This window comes from Aeromonas sp. ASNIH5 (assembly GCF_002902865.1).
Lineage (GTDB): Bacteria > Pseudomonadota > Gammaproteobacteria > Enterobacterales > Aeromonadaceae > Aeromonas > Aeromonas caviae.
This window is the reverse complement of the sequence record NZ_CP026122.1, coordinates 4,684,242-4,700,892: the sequence shown is the minus strand read 5'-3', so window position 1 is coordinate 4,700,892 and position 16,651 is coordinate 4,684,242. Positions and strand designations below refer to the sequence as shown.

Sequence of the window (16,651 nt, the reverse complement as noted above, 5' to 3'; positions counted from 1 at the left end):
CCATGCTGCACCCCATGACACTGATCCATCGCTCGCTGCACCTCAAGCTGATGATGAGCGCCATGCTGGTCATCGCGCTCATCATGGCCTTCTCCGTCTATATCCTCTACCTCGGCCACGCCGAGGAGCAGGCCCAGAAAGCCAGCATCCGCATGCAGGAGAACCTCTCCAAGCTGTTCTCCTCCAAGCAGCCGGAGCCCCACGCCATCACGGATCTCGGCGGCCTGACCCCGGATGCCATCGACCCCAATCTCGACACCCTCATCTGCCGCTCCGATGGAGAGCTGAGCTGGTCCAGCCTGCACATGCCCGAGGTGATCACCATCAAGGAGACCATCTGCCGGGATTTGATGAAGTACCTTGGGGGCCTGGATCAGGACTATTTCTTCAAGCTGCACACCATCAAGAATGGCGAGAGCTACTTCATCTACAGCCTGCGCTTCCTGCGCAACCACGGCGACGGCCCCACGACCTACTACGTGGTGATGGTCGATTCCGCCAAGCGCTACCAGGCCCAGACCCGGGACTATCTCTACCGGTGCATTCGCCAGGCCTTGCTCGCCTACAGCCTGCTTGGCGCCCTGCTGCTGCTCACCAGCTTCTGGAGTCTCTCTTCCCTGCGCACCATGGCGCGGCAGATAGACGAGATCCGTGCCGGCACGCGGGAGGCGCTCTCCAAGGACTACGAGCGGGAGCTGACGCCGCTGACCGAATCCGTCAACCAACTGCTGGAAAACGAGCGCCAGCAGACCCAGCGCTATCAGCATGCGCTCAACGATCTCGCCCATAGTTTGAAGACCCGGCTGGCCCTGATCCAGATCACCGCCCAGGAGCTCAAGCTCGGCCACGACATCCATGACAACATCAGCGAACAAATCACCACCATGGACCAGATCATCCAGTACCAGCTGCGCCGCGCCGTCACGGGTCGAAAGCGCCTCGCGAGCAAGGGCACCGAGCCGGTACCGCTCATCGAGAAACTGCTGGCCAGCCTCGCCAAGGTCTATCGCCACAAGAAGCTGCAGACCGACTTCCAGTTCGATGACGATGTCTTCTTCCACGGCGAGCAGGGCGATCTGATGGAGTTGATGGGCAACCTGCTCGACAACGCCTGCAAGTTCGCCATCAGCGAGATCCGGGTCCATGTCGGCCACCAGGACAACGGCCTGCTCATCGTGGTGGAGGATGACGGCCCCGGCATCGCCCCCGGCAAGTCGCAGCAGATCTTCCAGCGCGGCGTCAGGGCCGACAGCTCCCCGGGCCAGGGAATAGGGCTCGCCGTCGTCACCGAAATCGTGCACAGCTACGGCGGCAAGATCCGGGTGGATGAGTCTCCCCTCGGCGGCGCCCGCTTCCATATCACCCTCCCCTGACAGATCGGGGCCAGGCCAGTGCCTGGCCCCTGCCGCATTCGGGCATCGCCATCCCGGCGCTCACCTTCTCCCACCCTTTCCCCTGTGCTGCCGGGCGATGCCTTGCCGAGTGCAATGGTGCTGACAAGCTGCACCCCATCAGAAACCGACGGGCCTCTCCCCTCACCCCCTGCTCGAGCAGAAACGACGGGCATAAAAAAACCGGCCGCGAGGGCCGGTGAAACAGTTCAGGCTTGTCAGGTGACAATTCGCACCCAGCGGATGAAGACAGCTTCCAATTCCCTGTGAAACCCTGTCCTCTTGAGTACGTGAGCCTACTCTACGCCAGGGCCACTGAATCAGGGCTGAACCGCGATGAAATCGTTTCCCTAGCCTGTCAGAGACGGATCCCGAGGGACTGGCGCAGATAGGCGCCCGCACCGAGCAGGCCCGGACCTTCGTGGGTGATGAGGAACACGGGGATGTCCTTGAGGTAGGACTTGAAGCGCCCCTTGTCCTCGAACGCCACCCGGAAACCGGAGGCGATAAAGAACTCCTGGAAGCGCGGTACTATGCCGCCGGCGATGTAGACGCCGCCAAAGGTGCCCATGTTGAGGGCCAGGTTGCCGGCAAAGCGCCCCATCAGCACGCAGAAGAGGCTCAGGGTACGGCGACAATCCAGGCATTCCCCCGCCAGCGCCCGCTCCGTGATGTCCTTGGGTTCGAACGCCTCGGGCTCCCGGCCGTCGGACTTCACCAGCCCGCGGTACAAGTTCACCAGACCCGGACCGGAGAGGAAGCGCTCGGCCGACACATGGCCCAGCTCGCCGCGCATCACCTGCAGCACCGCATCTTCCTCTTCCGTGTTGGCGGCGAAGTCCACGTGCCCGCCCTCACCCGGCAGACTGAGCCACTGTTCGCCGGCCTGCACCAGGTGGGCGACCCCGAGGCCGGTCCCTGCGCCATAGATGGCGATGGGCTTGCCGGCCACCGGGGCCGTGCCCCCCAGCTGGATGCGATCGCTCTCGCCGAGCACGGGCACCGCCATGGAGACGGCAGTGAAGTCGTTGATCACCTGCAGGCGCGCCAGGCCCAGATTGGCCTGCATCTCGCTGATGGAAAACTCCCAACTGTGGTTGGTCATGGCGACCCAGTCGCCGTTGATGGGACAGGCGATGGCGATGCAGGCCTCGCCCACCTTGGCGCCATGTTCTTCCAGATAGAGGCGCACCACGGCCTCCAGGCTGGGGTGGGCCAGCCCTGAATAGGTCTTTGCCTGGGAAATGGCGCCGGTCGCCAGCTCGCAGAGGGCCAGCCGGGCATTGGTACCGCCTACGTCGCCCACCAGCGCATGGGTATGCTGCATAACAAACTCCTTCGTTACCGACTCGGGGCGGCCCTTACCGTCCCGACCTTGTTATTTGGCTGCAATACTACTCGAGCCCGCTTCCCGGCGGCGCGTTTTATGAATGCAACTGTGCGCCCGCTCACAGTGTTGTTGCTTTGCAACATTTGTAAGCGTTTTCAAGGGCGGAATGGAAGTTTGTAACTAAAAACACGAAATAATTAGACATGAGTCATACTTTGTATGGACGAGATTAGTTCCGATAAGCTCTTGTCTTGTATAGTCATCGCGGAGATTGGAAACCTGCTTGAGCTGTGAATTTAGTGCACAGACACTGAAGTTAAATTACAAAAATGCCTGGTGGTAATGATGAATACCCTCGATAAAATTACGAACAATTTGGAAAGTTTCAGTAAATCAGAGCGTAAGGTGGCGGAAGTGATCCTGGCATCCCCCCAGACCGCCATTCACTCCAGCATCGCCACCCTGGCCAAGCTGGCGGATGTCAGCGAACCCACCGTCAATCGCTTCTGCCGTCGCCTCGATACCAAGGGCTTTCCCGACTTCAAGCTGCACCTCGCCCAGAGCCTGGCCAACGGCACCCCCTATGTGAACCGCCACGTGGAAGCGGAAGACGGGCCCGACACCTACACCGCCAAGATCTTCGAGTCCACCATGGCCTGTCTCGATGCCGCCAAGAACAGCCTGGACATCTCCGCCATCAACCGCTGCGTCGACATCCTGACCCAGTCCAAGAAGATCAGTTTCTTTGGTCTGGGCGCCTCCTCCGCCGTCGCCCGGGATGCCCAGAACAAGTTCTTCCGCTTCAACATCCCCGTGGTGAGCTTCGAGGACATCGTCATGATGCGCATGAGCTGCATCAACAGCAGCGAAGGGGACGTGGTGGTGCTCATCTCCCACACCGGCCGCACCAAGGCGCTGGTGGAAATTGCCGCCCTGGCCCGTGAAAACGATGCCACCGTGATCGGCATGACCGCCAAGGACTCCCCCCTGGCCCGCGAGTGCAACCTGGTACTCTCCATGGACGTGCCGGAAGACACCGACGTCTACATGCCCATGGCGTCGCGCATCGCCCAGCTCGCCCTGGTGGATGTGCTGGCCACCGGCTTCACCCTGCGCCGTGGCATGAAATTTCGCGAAAACCTGAAAAAAGTCAAAGAAGGTTTGCGCGAATCCCGCTTTGATACCCCGCACTCCTCCTGATCATTCGGGGGTTCGCCCCCGACTGTCTAAGCCACCGGGCTTGGTGTAGTATCGAAATTCAATCAAACAAGGCCACCCAGATGGCCTGCAAGCCGGCGCCATGCCACATGCTTGACGGGGCAGTATTTCAAGTCATATCAACTTCACATTGGAGTCTTTCATGCCAAGACGTACAAAGATTGTAACCACACTCGGTCCGGCGACCGATCGCGACGGCATCCTCGAGGGGATCATCCGCGCCGGTGCCGACATGGTGCGGATGAACTTCTCTCACGGCACTCCTGAAGACCATATCCAGCGCGCCAACCAGGTGCGTGAAATCGCCGCCAAGCTCGGCCGCCACGTGGCCATCATGGGAGACCTGCAAGGTCCCAAGATCCGCGTCTCCACCTTCAAGGATGGCAAGATCTACCTCGCCATCGGTGACAAGTTCATCCTCGACGCCGCCCTCGGCAAGGGAGAAGGCTGCCAGGAGCAGGTCGGCATCGACTACAAGAGCCTGCCAAACGACGTCGTGCCAGGCGATATCCTGCTGCTGGACGATGGCCGGGTACAGTTGAAAGTGGAACAGGTGGAAGGCACCCGCATCCACACCACGGTCACCGTGGCCGGGCCGCTCTCCAACAACAAGGGCATCAACAAGAAGGGGGGCGGCCTCTCCGCACCGGCCCTGACCGACAAGGACAAGGAAGACATCAAGACTGCCGCCCGCATGAGCGTGGACTACCTGGCGGTCTCCTTCCCCCGCAGCGGCGATGACCTGCGCTACGCCCGCGAGCTGGCCCGCGAAGCCGGCTCCAACGCCAAGATAGTGGCCAAGGTCGAACGCGCCGAGACCGTCGCCAGCGACGAGGCGATGGAGGACATCATCCTCGGCTCCGACGCCGTCATGGTGGCCCGGGGCGATCTCGGCGTCGAGATCGGTGATCCCGAGCTGGTGGGTGTGCAGAAGAAGCTCATTCGCCACTCCCGCCGTCTGAACCGCGTCGTCATTACGGCGACCCAGATGATGGAGTCCATGATCAACGCCCCGTTGCCAACCCGTGCCGAAGTGATGGACGTGGCCAACGCCGTGCTGGATGGCACAGACGCTGTGATGCTCTCCGCCGAGACCGCCGCCGGCCAGTTCCCCATCGAGACTGTCATGTCCATGGCCAGCGTCTGCGTGGGCGCCGAGAAGCACCCTAGCCTGAATGTCTCCAACCATCGCATGAGCTATACCTTCACCTCGGTGGAAGAGGCCGTCGCCATGTCCACCATGTACGCGGCCAACCACCTGGAAGGGGTCAAGGCGATCGTGGCGCTGACCGAATCCGGCACTACCCCGCTGCTGATGTCCCGCATCAGCTCCGGCCTGCCAATCTTCGCCATGTCTCCCCACAACAAGACTCTGGCATGGACCAACCTCTACCGTGGCGTGACCCCGGTCCTGTTCGACGGCGACGAGAGCAAGCCGGTGTACGAGGTGTGCCGCGAGGCGCTCGACGTGCTCAAGGCCAAAGGCCTGGTCCAGAGCGGCGACATGGTGCTGCTGACCCATGGCGACAAGATGGAAACCGTGGGCAGTACCAACACCTGCAAGGTGATGATGGTCGAGTAATCGCTCGCCTGGACATCGACAAAAACGGCTCCTGCGGGAGCCGTTTTTTATGGCGTCATATCCGGTTCAACCACGAAACAGCTCCACCTTGTCCCCATCCTGCAGACTACCTGCCCCGCGCACCACCACCCTGTCCCCCAGCTTGAGCGCCCCGCTCACCGCCACCTGCCGGTTGTCGCCAAACAGCACGGTCACCGGCACCCGGTTCACGGTCAACGCCTCGCCGCGCTGCTCCACCTGATAGACCACGCTCCCCTCGGTGCCGAGCACCAGGGCATCCCGTGGCAGCAGCATGGTCTGCTGCTCCCCCAGCGGCAGCGCCACCCGCACCGGCGAGCCGATGATGAAACTGCCCGGCTCGGGCCTGAGGCGCAACTCGATGAGCCGCGACTTGGGATCGGCGCTGGCCGCCCGCTGGTAATAGGTGGCGTGGCTGCTGATCTGCTCCCCCTCGACCCGCAACCTGGCCTGATCTTCCAACTGACTGGCCCAGACAATGGGGGCCCGCAGCCGGATATCCGGCTGATCCGGATTGACCAGCTCCAGCGCCTGCTCCCCCGCATCCACGTGCTCTCCTGGCTGGATGAAGTGCTCGTTCACCACACCGTCGAAGGGAGCGAAGATGTGGGTCCTCTGCAGTTGCGCCTCGATCTGGCGCACCTGTACCCGTGCCAATTGCTCGGCCAGTTCGGCCTGCTCCACGTCGTAACGCGCCTTGTCGTACTGGCTCCGGGAGGCGCTCTTCTGCTGGTGCAGTCGCTCGAGCCGCTGGAACTCGGCGCGGGCGTAGCGCAGGTTGCTTGCTTCTCTGGCCTGTTCTGCCCGTGACTGTTCAAGGGAGAGGCGCAGGGTGGCCGCGTCCAGACGCAGCAGCTCATCCCCCTTGCTGACCCGGCTGCCAAACTCGGCTATCCACTCCACCCGGCCGCTCACCTCGGCGCTGAGCGCCGCCTGCTGGCGACTCGCGACCGTGCCACTGACCCAGATGCTGGCCGCCGCATCCCCTTGGGTCACGTCGGCAAGGGTCACCATCTTGCCTTGTGCCAGGGCGGGAAGTACGCCCCCCGCCAGCAGGGCCGCACCCAGTACCATCCTTGTGAAAATTCGTTTCATCGATGAGCTCCTTGCTCAGGCCCGCTGCCGCAGGGCGAGCAGTGGCAGTTCAGTCTGCTCCCCCAGCCGCAGAAAGGCGGGTAACAGGATCAGGGTGAACAGGGTGCTGCAACTCATGCCGCCGACGATGACGGTGGCGAGCCCGCGGTAGATTTCGCTGCCCTCGCTCGGGCTCAGCATCAGCGGCAGCATGCCGAAGATGCTGGTGAGGCTGGTCATGGCGATGGGCCTCATCCGGCTTTGCAGGGCATCGGCCACCGCCGACTGGCGGCTCATCCCTTCCCGCTCGGCCATGCGGGTCTGGTGCACCAGCAGGATGGCGTTGTTGACCACCAGCCCCAGCAGGATCACGAAGCCGATGATGGTGAGCAGGTCCATCGGCAGCGGCACCAGCAGGCCGCTCAGGTGCAACGCCAGCACGCCGCCCACTGTGGCGAGCGGCAGGGTCAGCAGCACCAGCACGGCATCCTTGAGGGAGGCGAAGACCCCCCACAGCAAGATGAGCAGTATCATCACGGCGAACAGGAAGATGCCGCCGAGGTTGTCCAGGGCCTGTTGCAGGCTGTCGGCGTTGCCGGCAACCCTCAGCTCGCCCCCGACCGGCAACAGCGGCCGGATGGCGGCAAAGCTCCTGGTCTGCAGGGTCTCCAGCACCTGCTCCATGCTCATCCCCTCAGGCGGGGTGATCTGCAGGCGGATGCTGCGCCGCCCGTCGGCCCGAAAGATGCTCTCCGGCCCGAGGCCGGGCTCCACCCGCAGCAGCTCACCGAGGGGGACTATGCGCCCGGACGGAGTCGCGAGCGGCACCGCCTTCAGCTCGTCCGGGTTGGCGGAGGCCTGGCCCATCAGCAGGATGTCGAGCCGCTCCTCCCCGTCGAAATACTCGCCGACCCGCAGGCCGTCGCCGAAGGTCTGGATGATGGCGGGCAAGGGGCTGCGATCCCAACCCACCTCGGCCAGACGCCGATCTTGCGGCACCAGTTTGAGCTCGGGGGCGGTGAAGTCGAGCCCGGGCTCAGGCCTTATCTGGGCCCCCGGCAAGTCCCGCTGCACCATGGCCATGCTCTCTCTGGCTGCCTGATAGAGCGCCGGCAGCTCGCCACCCTGGATCAGCAACGAGATGCCGTTCTCGCTGTCGAAGCCGCCAAACAGGGAGCCCTGACCGCCGAAGACCCGGGTATCGGGTATGCCCACCAGCAGCTGTTTCATCAGGAGCTGCTCCAGCGCCTTGATCCGGGTCTCGTCCCTGGGGCGCACCCCGATCTGGGCGCCGCCCGGGTAGCGCAATATGTAGTAGTTCTTGAGGGCCGGCTCCTGCTCCCCCTTCATGTAGGGATCGAAGCGGGCGATCAGGGTATCTATCACCTCCTCTCGCTGGGCCTTGAGGTTGACCCCTGGGGTGAAGCTCATCCACACATCGATGGCATCCCGCTTCACGTCCGGCAGGTAGTTCATCTTGGGCAGCAGCAGCCAGCTGGCCAGCACGGGCCCGCTCATCATCAGGACGATGAGGGTCCAGCGCCGGGGGGCAGTGCCGGTCCAGCGGATCACATGGCGGGTGGTGCGCCGCCAGAGCCCGTCATAGGGATCGACCAGCCGCTCGCCCCCCATCCAGCGCGCCGCCACGGCAGGCAGCACTGTCACCGCCACCAGCATGGAGACGGTGACGGCGCAGGCGATGGTGAGTGCAAGGTCGGCAAACAGCTGCCCCTCCACGTCGTTGAGCAAGAGCACCGGCAGGAAGATGGCGACAGTGGTGAGGGTGGAGGCCACCAGGGCGGTCCACACCCGGCTGGTGCCTTCCAGCGCCGCCTCGGCCTTGCTCAGATCCCCCCGCTCATGGCGCCGGTAGATGCTCTCCAGCACGACGATGGCGGCATCCAGCACCATGCCGACTGCGAAGGCGATCCCCGCAAGGGAGATGATGTTCAGCGTCCTGCCCATCACCTTGAGCAGGCAGAAGGTGAGCATGATGCTGATGGGGATGGCGATCGCTATCATCAGGGTCGCCTTGAGCTGGCGCAGGAAGACCCAGAGGATGGCGCAGGAGAGCAGCACCCCCAGCCCCAGGTTGGCGGTCACCATGCCCACCGCCCGGTTGATGTAGAGGGAGGCGTCGAACGACTGCTCCATGTGCAGCCCGACCGGCTCCAGCACCTTCAGGTTGAGCTCCTCCACCTTGAGCTTGATCCCCTCCAGCGCCGCCAGGGCATTGGCCCCGCTCTCCTTGAAGATCTGCGCCGCTATGGCGGTGTTGCCGTTCTGGATGCGCAGTACCGGGTTATCCTCCCGGGCCAATCGCACCTCGGCCACGTCCCGCAGGTAGATGGGCAGGCCGTCGCGCCAGTCCACCACCTTGTCCCCCAGCGTCTCCACATCGTAGCGCCCGGCGAAGCGCAGCTTGTACTCCCAGCGGCCGATGTCGAGGGTGCCGGCGGAGACGTCCCAGCCAGTGGTTGCCCGGCTGGCGAGCACGGGTATCTCCACCCCCAGTTCGGCGGCACGATAGGGGTCAAAGCGGATCTGGATCTGGCGCTCGTTGATCCCCTCGATGTCGACCATGGACACCCCGGGGATCCGCTCCAGCTCGGGCTTGACCCTCGCCTCGATCAGCGCCTGGTGATCGTCGATCGCCCCCTTGGCGCCGGGCAGTTGCTGGATGAAGAAGAAGGTCAGGGTGTCGTTGCTGCTGTAGTTGTTGACGTAAGGGCCACCGATCTTGTCCGGCAGCCCCGAGACCCGGTTCAATCGCGAAATCACATCGAGCTGGGCCCGTTGCATGTCGGTGCCGAGGGCAAACTCCATGTCGATCTCGGTAAAGCCGGGATAGCTGTTACTGGTGAGGTTTTTCAGCCCCTGTACCCCCTGCATCTCCTGCTCTATGGGGTCGGTTATCTCCGACTCCATCTCCTGGGGCGAGGCCGAGCGCCAGTCCACCGAGATGTTAAGGTGAGGACGATCGATGTCGGGAAACAGCTGGACAGGCAGTCCCCGGATGCTGAGCAGGCCCAGCAAAAAAATGAGCACGACCGAGACCGCCACCCAGATGGGGCGTTCGATCGCCGTTTTGGCGAGGTTCATTCACTCTTCCTGAGTTGTTGTTATCGGCCATTCCGCTGGCCTTGCTTCCTGCCCCAAGGGTGGGGGCCATTGCATTTAACTGGAATTAATCGAGGTTGTAAATGCCTGGTTAACAAACAAAAAACCGGCCACATGGGCCGGTTGTCGGTTCACTCTCGGGGTCAGGCAGCGTGCACAACCGGGTTCGGTTGAGACAACCCTTCCAGCTCACCGGGGGCGAAGTTGTCCACCTGGATGGCCTCGTAGCGCAGGGCATCGGCGGCCAGCAGCTTGTCCGCCTCCTCCTTGCCGAGGATGGACTGGGACAGGGCCGCGGCCACCAGCTCCGGCAGGGCCATCTTGCGGGGCAGCTTGCCCTCTTTCTGGGCCTGCACCAGCTTCTTCTCGATGGGTTGCACCGCCACCATGGCCTGGAAGGCGCGCTCCATCAGACCCACCGGATCAGCGTCATCCTTGCCCACGTAGCAGAGCGCAGTCAGACGGTCGCGGAACTCGCCCGGGGTCATCATGGCCAGACAGATGGCGTGGCAGCGATCGTCTGCCGGCATCTTGTAGCCCACGCCGAATGGGAAGACCACCCGTTTGAGCACGGCGCCCACCACCTTGTTCGGGAAGTTCTGGAAGAAGCCCTCGAACGCCTTGCCAATCAGGTAGAGGTTGCGCTCCACCGCGTACTGCACGAACGGCAGATCCGAGACCATGCGGCCCTGATCCTCGTAGTGCTTGAGGGTGGCGGAGGCCAGGTAGAGGTGGCTCAGCACGTCGCCCAGACGGGCGGAGATCATCTCCTTGCGCTTGAGATCGCCACCCAGCATCAGCATGGAGACGTCGGCGCACAGGGCCAGCCCTTTACTCATGCGAGAGAGCTGCTTGTAGTAGCGGGCGGTTTCGCCAGCCACAGGGGCATTGTTGAACTGACCCAGGGTCAGCCCCTGGAACAGGGCGCCGAAGAAGTTGCCGGTACCGAAGGCGATGTGCTTCATCAGCAGGGCATCGAACTTCTCGAGGCCACGCTCCACGTCGGTGTCGGCGGCCGCTTCCAGCTCGGCAAACACGTAGGGGTGGCAGCGAGTGGCCCCCTGCCCGAAGATCATCAGGTTGCGGGTCAGTATGTTGGCCCCTTCCACCGTGATGGCGACCGGAATGCCCATGTAGGCGTAACCGGTGTAGTTTTTCGGGCCCAGCTGAATGGCGCGACCGGCGTGGATGTCCATGGAGTCATCCATGATCTGGCGCGCCATTTCGGTCATGTGGTACTTGGAGATCGCGGTGACGATGGCAGGTGCCTGACCCAAGTCCAGGGAACCTGCGGTCATGCGACGGGCCCCTTCCAGCTGATAGGTGAGGCCGCCGATGCGGGCCAGCGCTTCCTGCACCCCTTCAAACTTGCCGATGGACATGCCGAACTGCTTGCGCACGTAGGAGTAGGCCCCCACTGTGCGGCTCGCCATGTGACCGCAGGCGGTGCCGAGGGCAGGCAGCGAGATGCCGCGACCGGCGGAGAGGCACTCCACCAGCATGCGCCAGCCACGGCCGGCGTAATCCGGGCCACCGATGATCCAGTCGAGCGGAATGAACACATCCTTGCCGAAGGTCGGGCCGTTCAGGAACGCCAGCCCCATGGGGTAGTGGCGATCGCCAACCCGCACGCCCGGGTGGCTGGTGGGGATGAGGGCGCAGGTGATGCCGAGCTCTTCCTTGTCACCCAGCAGCTTCTCCGGGTCATAGAGCTTGAACGCCAGGCCCAGCACTGTGGCGCGCGGCGCCAGGGTGATATAGCGCTTGTTCCAGTTGAGGCGAATACCCAGCACCTCTTCACCCTTGTACATGCCCTTGCAGACGATCCCCTTGTCCGGGATGGCGCCCGCGTCCGAGCCCGCTTCCGGCCCGGTCAGGGCGAAGCAGGGCACTTCCTTGCCGTTGGCCAGCCCCGGCAGCCAGAAGTCCTTCTGGGCCTGGGTACCGTAGTGCATCAGCAGCTCGCCCGGGCCGAGGGAGTTCGGCACCATGACGGTGACCGCCACGCTCAGGCTCTTGGTGGCAATGCGGGTGACTATGGTGGAGTTGGCAATCGCAGAGAATTCGCGGCCGCCGTAGGATTTCGGGATGATCAGGGAGAAGAAGCCTTCCTTCTTCAGATAGTCCCAGACCGGCTCTGGCAGGTCTTTGGTTTCGTTGACGATCTTGAAGTCGTCCACCATGGCGAGCAGGGTCTCGACCTGATTGTCGATGAAGGCCTGCTCCTCGGCGCTCAGTTCGGCCTTGCCGTAACCGTGCAGTTTCTTCCAGTCCGGGTTGCCGCGAAACAGCTCGCCATCCCACCAGACGGAGCCGGCTTCCATGGCCTCCCGCTCGGTGGCCGACAAGGGCGGCAGTATCTTCTTGAAGATGCCGAACACAGGACGGGTTACCACCTTTTTACGGATGGCGGGCACGCCGAGCACCACGGCTATCGCCAGCACCAGCAGGACAAGCAATGTGATCATACCGAAGTTCCTTCTATTTCACTGTTTCCGTTGATTATTGTTAGGTGTTACACGGCCAGGGAGAGCCTGGTCGACTCCACGGGCGCCCCGACACCGGACGCCAGATAAGGAATAACGTTGCGCACCAGCCCTTCCACATCGAGCTGCTGGCCAAAATCGGCCTGGGCGATGTCACGCAGGGCATCGGCGGAAGCCATGGTGAACACCACTGTGCCCAGGGTGAAGTGCAGGCGCCAGAAGAGATCCGCCGGCGACAGGGCCGGGTTGGCCTTGGAAATCGCCTGGGTGATCCCGTGCAGGGTCGCCCCGTAGTGGGTGGTGATGAAGCGACGCAGGTGGCCCTGGCTGTCGATGTAGCCGCGCCCCAGCAACTGCATGAAGAGCGCCGGGCCGTTGGCCCGCACCGCCACCAGCTTCATCAGGGGCTCGACGAAACTTTCGAACACCTGCAGCAGGCTCAGCTGCTCCTGGGCCATCAAGGTCTGCAGGCGAGCATCCAGCTCAGGCATGAAGATACTCAGGTAGCGATCGAGCACCGCCTGGATCAGCTCCTTTTTGGAGCCGAAGTGATAGTTGACCGAGGCCAGGTTCACATCGGCCTCGCTGGTGATCAGACGCAACGAGGTATCGGCGAATCCCCGCTCGGCAAACAGCACCTCGGCGGCGTCGAGAATACGGTTTTTGGTATCGATTTTACTCACTGGACACCTCACTTAAACGAATGTTTAAAAAGTACGTTTCACGCCCAGTCATGTCAAGAGAATGTGAACAGGTGTTGGCGAAATGTTTTCAACCAAAAAAGCGGGAACAAGATGGGAACTTAGCGGCCAGGCAGGACTCTATATCTATGCCACTGCAATTAAACATTAAGTCTCGCCCAACCTGCGTCATGCTAGTTGGGCATTTTTTTGCCCTGCCGTCACCCGATGCGCCGACAGAGAACCAAAAAAAAAACCGTCGCAGGTGCGACGGCGGGGAAAACGGGTCTGACTATCCAGTGTCGACCCATCGATGAGAGTTCAGGCTTGCATCGATGGGGCTATGCTCGCAGACAAAGATGGTCAGACTTTGTCAGTCCTGGCGTAATTTGTGACAAAGTATGGCAGGCCGCCACATGGCCCGACTCCGCCAATCTTGCTATGCTGGCGCCTCATGCCAGAGGGGAGAAAAGATGAAGTACCAAGTCGATACCCACACGCACACCGTCGCCAGCACCCACGCCTACAGCACCATCCACGATTACCTGCCCATTGCCAAGGCCAAGGGGATCAAGCTCTTTGCCACCACGGATCACGGTCCCGACATGGCCGATGCGCCCCACTTCTGGCATTTCGTCAATCTGCACGTCCTGCCACGGGTGGTGGACGGGGTCGGCATACTGCGCGGCATCGAGGCCAACATCAAGAACATAGACGGCGAAATAGACTTCCCCGAACGCTACGAGTCGCGCCTCGACATGATCATGGCCGGCTTTCATGAGCCCGTGTTCCCCCCCTGCGATCAGGCAACCCATACCCAGGCCATGATCAACGCCATCCGAAGCGGCCGGGTCGACATGATAAGCCACCCCGGCAACCCCGCCTTTCCCATCGACATCCAGGCCGTGGTCAGGGCCGCCGCCGAATACAGGGTGGCGCTGGAGATCAACAACTCCTCCTTCAGTCACTCCCGTCCGGGCAGTGAAGGCAACTGCCGCGCCATCGTCGAGGCGGCGAGGGATCTGGGTGCTTACCTCACCTTCGGCTCAGACTCCCACGTGGCCTTCAGCCTGGGGAATTTTGACCACTGCCACCGGCTGGTGACAGAGGCTGGCTTCCCCGAGGAGCGGATCCTGGCGCGCTCCCCCCGTGCCCTGCTCGCGTTTCTCGAGAGCCGTGGCCGCGCCCATATCCCGGAATTCGTCGATCTCTGAGGTGTACCCGTAACTCCATGAGCAGGCTCATAAAAACAGTCCTGGCTCATTGACTTGCCAGCACATTTTCGGGAATCTAGGGACAAGCCGGTGTAGCTCAGTTGGTAGAGCAGCGCATTCGTAATGCGAAGGTCGCAGGTTCGACTCCTGTTTCCGGCACCAGATAAAACAAAGGGTTAGCATCATGGTGAGGCCAACCCTTTGTGCATTCTGACTGTTTGGCCCAACAGGGGGCCCAACAGGTGGCAATCGGTAGGGCTTTTCATAGAGTCAGCGAGATAGCCTTGCTTTCATCACCTCAAACACGGCGCGATACTCTGGAATCAATACCTTCACCTCTGGCGACTCAATGCGAACAGAGAGACGCCTAAATAGCTGTTCCGAATAGTAGATCACCGGAGGAAGGGAACTCAGTCCAGTTTGTGCGATCTGATTAGTCGCTAAACAAAACAAGCCACACCCAAAGGACTGAGTTGATGCCTATCCTACCACCTCTGCCACGACCACAACGGCGCCGCATTCACAAAATCATCCATGCCACCCGTGATAAAGGACATGCTCGTCGCTTGATGGCCATCTTGCTGTTACATGAAGGACGCACGATCACCGATGTTCATCACCTTACCGGCGCTGCGCGCTCGACCATCGGTCGTTGGCTTCGGTGGTATCGAGATGAAGGCATAGATGCGCTAGAAGCCTTACCGGCTGGCCGTGCCCCAGTCTTACCTATCGCCAAGATTGTCACCTTACTGGTGCTGCTCATGCAGTTTTCTCCGCAAGATTTTGGTTATCAGCGCAGCCGTTGGTGTACTGAACTATTGGCTATAAAAATCAATCGGTTAACAGGGCTCAATGTGGCAGCCTCCACGCTCCGCCGATGGTTACCTCGTATGGGCATTGTCTGGCGCAGGCCCGTGCCGACCTTGCGGATAAAAGACCCAGCCTATCAGGAAAAAATGGCGAATATCGACGCCGCGCTGGCCCGCTGTGATGCCGATAATCCGGTGTTTTATGAGGATGAAGTCGATATAGACCTCAATCCCAAATTAGGAGCCGACTGGATGTTCAGAGCGCAGCAAAAGCGGGTTGTCACACCGGGGCAGAATGCCAAGCATTATCTGGCAGGCGTTCTCCACGCAGGCAACGGAAGGGTACTTTACGTCAGCGGGATCAAGAAAAACTCATCGCTGTTTATTGCCATGCTGGAAAAGCTGCGCCACCACTACCGACGAGCCAAAACCATCACGTTGATCCTCGATAACTACATCATTCACAAAAGCAAACAGACCGAGCGATGGTTGAAGAAGAATCCCAAGTTCTGCCTGGTGTTCCAGCCAGTTTACAGCCCTTGGGTTAATCACATAGAACGGCTATGGCACAAGTTACATGAAACCATCACGCGCAATCATCAATGCAGAGGGATGGCAAACCTGCTGGCCCGAGTGAAACACTTCATGGATACCGTGTCTCCTTTCCCGGGGAATGGCTATGGCACAGCGAAGGTGTAGCACTATTGGGATCAGTTATTTAGTTCCATTGTATCCAGCCATTCCGCCAAACTTTGACATCCACCTGCGCGGCCCCATGCCCTTCTCTGCGGCAACCAGAGAGCGAACCAGCATTTCCTCATCGCGTCTTATGTCGCCACGATCATCTATCAGCATTCAGCCCCCAACAAAAAAGCCCCGTCAGGGGCTTAACAATCATCGGTAATAACCACCTGATTCATGATCCCAGCGAACCGGATTAGCGTCTCAGGCTCTACCCCCTGCTTGATGGCGTGGGCTGCAATCTCTTCATCGGTAGCGATGATTAGATAGTCTTGCTTTCTCAGGCCATCCAGCGCACGAAAGTATCGCCCGCATTCTTCGATTGAGTCGCCATTACATCGGCGGGAGACGGCCTTCTCGACCGCCTCCACTCGCTTCAGGAATCCTCTGGTTCGGGCGCTCATTCCTCTGCGCCCTTGCCAAGCTGGCCAAGCATCATTTTCCACAGTGCGAGATAGTTGCCCTCGGCATCGCCAAGGTTACGCAAGCAGCTTTCCAACTGGTCGACCTCTCGCTGTGCACCACCGGTGGCAACCTCAATCGCTTTTGCTCGGGCCTCAGAAGCAATGCCAGTGCGGCCAAGTTGCTCGGCGAGCAGGGCCAAGCTGTTCAGCTCACGGTAAGAGCCCAGCTCGAAAAGCAGCTGCTCAAAGCTGGCCCCGGCAATCATCCGGGTTTGTAAGGCCATTGCAGACTTCAGGTGATCGGTCTCGGAGATTGCCTGATTAGCTGCGGCAACTCCTGCGCTCAGGCGATCCTGTGCGGCCTCCCTGGCCTTTTCAAGCTCTGCCCTGAATCCGGCGATGTCAGGCTTCGGAATCTCTCCCATCAGCTTTTCACGCAGCGCTACAAGCTCCTGATTCATCCGCTCGGCTACTTTCCCGACCAAAGCGTCGGCCCTATCTTGATGTTCTGCCAATGTCGCGATCATGCTCACCGGAGCGACGTAACGGCTACCCATATCGAATTTAATGGCTTCAATTTTCAT

General features: G+C 61.2%; 12 protein-coding genes and 1 tRNA gene. 6 read left to right on the top strand and 7 right to left on the bottom strand.

Annotated elements, in window-relative coordinates; all coding sequences use genetic code 11:
• Nucleotides 1–14 precede the first annotated feature (14 nt).
• Complete coding sequence (locus C2U30_RS22150) at nt 15–1,373, top strand: ATP-binding protein (protein ID WP_103244753.1); 1,359 nt, start codon at nt 15–17, stop codon at nt 1,371–1,373.
• A 376-nt stretch (nt 1,374–1,749) separates the two neighbouring features.
• Here C2U30_RS22150 and glk read toward each other — a convergent pair whose 3' ends face one another.
• Nucleotides 1,750–2,718, bottom strand: a complete 969-nt coding sequence (gene glk, locus C2U30_RS22145) for a glucokinase (protein ID WP_103244583.1) — start codon at nt 2,716–2,718, stop codon at nt 1,750–1,752.
• 348 nt (nt 2,719–3,066) lie between these two features.
• Here glk and C2U30_RS22140 point away from each other — a divergent pair, with 348 nt between their 5' ends.
• Together C2U30_RS22140 and pyk are read left to right on the top strand one after the other, a co-directional pair.
• The gene (locus C2U30_RS22140) at nt 3,067–3,921 is read left to right on the top strand and encodes a MurR/RpiR family transcriptional regulator (RefSeq protein ID WP_167332173.1); all 855 of its coding nucleotides are present in this window, start codon (nt 3,067–3,069) and stop codon (nt 3,919–3,921) included.
• A gap of 160 nt (nt 3,922–4,081) precedes the next feature.
• A complete protein-coding gene (pyk, locus tag C2U30_RS22135; RefSeq protein WP_103244582.1) occupies nt 4,082–5,521 on the top strand; it encodes a pyruvate kinase in 1,440 nt (479 codons plus the stop codon).
• A 66-nt stretch (nt 5,522–5,587) separates the two neighbouring features.
• On the opposite strand, the gene C2U30_RS22130 is transcribed toward pyk, so the two are convergent.
• The 4 genes from C2U30_RS22130 to C2U30_RS22115 form a co-directional block, all read right to left on the bottom strand.
• Complete coding sequence (locus C2U30_RS22130; protein ID WP_103244581.1) at nt 5,588–6,634, bottom strand: efflux RND transporter periplasmic adaptor subunit; 1,047 nt, start codon at nt 6,632–6,634, stop codon at nt 5,588–5,590.
• Between the two features lie 15 nt (nt 6,635–6,649).
• On the bottom strand, nt 6,650–9,715 hold the full coding sequence (locus tag C2U30_RS22125) for an efflux RND transporter permease subunit (protein ID WP_103244580.1): 3,066 nt from the start codon (nt 9,713–9,715) through the stop codon (nt 6,650–6,652).
• A 161-nt stretch (nt 9,716–9,876) separates the two neighbouring features.
• On the bottom strand, nt 9,877–12,201 hold the full coding sequence (locus C2U30_RS22120; RefSeq protein ID WP_103244579.1) for an acyl-CoA dehydrogenase: 2,325 nt from the start codon (nt 12,199–12,201) through the stop codon (nt 9,877–9,879).
• A 47-nt stretch (nt 12,202–12,248) separates the two neighbouring features.
• Nucleotides 12,249–12,902 (bottom strand): TetR/AcrR family transcriptional regulator, encoded by a 654-nt coding sequence (locus C2U30_RS22115; RefSeq protein ID WP_103244578.1) that lies wholly within the window; start codon nt 12,900–12,902, stop codon nt 12,249–12,251.
• Nucleotides 12,903–13,372: 470 nt separating this feature from the next.
• Between C2U30_RS22115 and C2U30_RS22110 the strand changes: the two genes are divergently transcribed.
• The 3 genes from C2U30_RS22110 to C2U30_RS22100 all read left to right on the top strand — a co-directional run bounded on the left by C2U30_RS22110 (nt 13,373) and on the right by C2U30_RS22100 (nt 15,621).
• On the top strand, nt 13,373–14,113 hold the full coding sequence (locus C2U30_RS22110; RefSeq protein ID WP_103244577.1) for a phosphatase: 741 nt from the start codon (nt 13,373–13,375) through the stop codon (nt 14,111–14,113).
• 86 nt (nt 14,114–14,199) lie between these two features.
• Nucleotides 14,200–14,275, top strand: a tRNA-Thr gene (locus C2U30_RS22105).
• Nucleotides 14,276–14,589: 314 nt separating this feature from the next.
• Nucleotides 14,590–15,621 carry an IS630-like element ISAhy2 family transposase gene (locus tag C2U30_RS22100; RefSeq protein WP_001809438.1) on the top strand — a complete coding sequence of 344 codons (1,032 nt, stop codon included), beginning with the start codon at nt 14,590–14,592 and terminating at the stop codon, nt 15,619–15,621.
• Between the two features lie 188 nt (nt 15,622–15,809).
• Here C2U30_RS22100 and C2U30_RS22095 read toward each other — a convergent pair whose 3' ends face one another.
• On the bottom strand, nt 15,810–16,067 hold the full coding sequence (locus tag C2U30_RS22095; RefSeq protein WP_103244576.1) for a hypothetical protein: 258 nt from the start codon (nt 16,065–16,067) through the stop codon (nt 15,810–15,812).
• Nucleotides 16,064–16,651, bottom strand: coding sequence for a hypothetical protein (locus C2U30_RS22090; protein ID WP_103244575.1), 588 nt, complete (start codon nt 16,649–16,651; stop codon nt 16,064–16,066). Before C2U30_RS22090 ends, C2U30_RS22095 begins: the two co-directional genes overlap by 4 nt.